Annotated in this window: 1 protein-coding gene; it reads left to right on the forward strand. The window is 68.8% G+C overall.

What is annotated here, in order from left to right; all coding sequences use genetic code 11:
• Positions 1–14: 14 nt before the first annotated feature.
• Positions 15–1,231 (forward strand): family 2B encapsulin nanocompartment shell protein (locus BLV96_RS48965; RefSeq protein ID WP_091390502.1); only part of this gene is annotated, 1,217 nt, incomplete at its 3' end.

A 1,231-nucleotide genomic window follows, 5' to 3' on the forward strand; every position in this document is an offset into this window, starting at 1 on the left:
GGGTGGTTTTCGCTGTGACCGTCACCGACCCGGTGGACACCGACCAGGCACCACTGAGCCTCGGCCGGGCCGCCGCCCGCACCCTGGCGACCACGACCAAGTCGGTCCCCCAGATGCAGGGCATCTCCTCCCGCTGGCTGCTCAAAGTCCTGCCCTGGGTCGAAGTGTCCGGCGGCGCCTACCGCGTCAACCGCCGCCTCTCCTACTCCGTCGGCGACGGCCGCGTCACCTTCACCACCACCGGCGCCGAAGTCCGCGTCATCCCACCCGAACTCGGCGAACTCGCCCCCCTGCGCGGCTACGACGACGAAGACGTCCTCACCGAACTCGCCTCCCGCTTCTCCCAGCACGAATACGCACCCGGCGACGCCCTCGTCGAGTTCGGCTCCCGCGCCGACCAGGTGTTCCTCATCGCCCACGGCAAGATCACCAAAGTCGGCACCGGCGCCTACGGCGACCAGACCGTCCTGGGCACCCTGGCCGACGGCGACTACTTCGGCGAAACGGCCCTGGTCCGCGACGACGGGATCTGGGAATTCACCGCCAAAGCCGTCACCACCTGCACCGTCCTCTCCCTGCCCCGGGACGTGTTCGACGACGTCCTGTCCCGCTCCGAAACCCTCCAAGCGCACCTGGACGCGTTCGTCGCCGGCGGCTCCTCCGCCCGCAACGACCACGGCGAAGCCGAAATCTCCCTCGCCTCCGGCCACGACGGCGAGCCGATGCTGCCCGGCACCTTCGTCGACTACGACGCCCAACCCCGCGAGTACGAACTGTCGGTGGCGCAGACGGTGTTGCGGGTGCATTCGCGGGTGGCGGATCTCTACAACCAGCCGATGAACCAGATCGAACAACAACTCCGGCTCACCGTCGAGGCGCTGCGGGAACGCCAGGAACACGAACTGATCAACAACCCCGGGTTCGGGCTGCTGCACAACGCCGACTTCGCCCAGCGCATCCCCACCCGCACCGGCCCACCCACCCCCGACGACCTCGACGAACTCCTCGCCCTGGTCTGGAAAGACCCCGGCGTGTTCCTCGCCCACCCCAAAACCATCGCCGCGTTCGGCCGGGAATGCACCAAAGCCGGCCTCTACCCCGACGCCGTCGACCTCGGCGGGCACCACGTCCCCGCCTGGCGCGGCGTGCCGATCCTGCCCTGCAACAAAATCCCCGTCTCCGACACCCGCACCAGCTCCATCCTGCTGATGCGCACCGGCGAACAAGCCCA

Origin of the sequence: Amycolatopsis pretoriensis, assembly GCF_900107925.1 — a bacterium.
Lineage (GTDB): Bacteria > Actinomycetota > Actinomycetes > Mycobacteriales > Pseudonocardiaceae > Amycolatopsis > Amycolatopsis pretoriensis.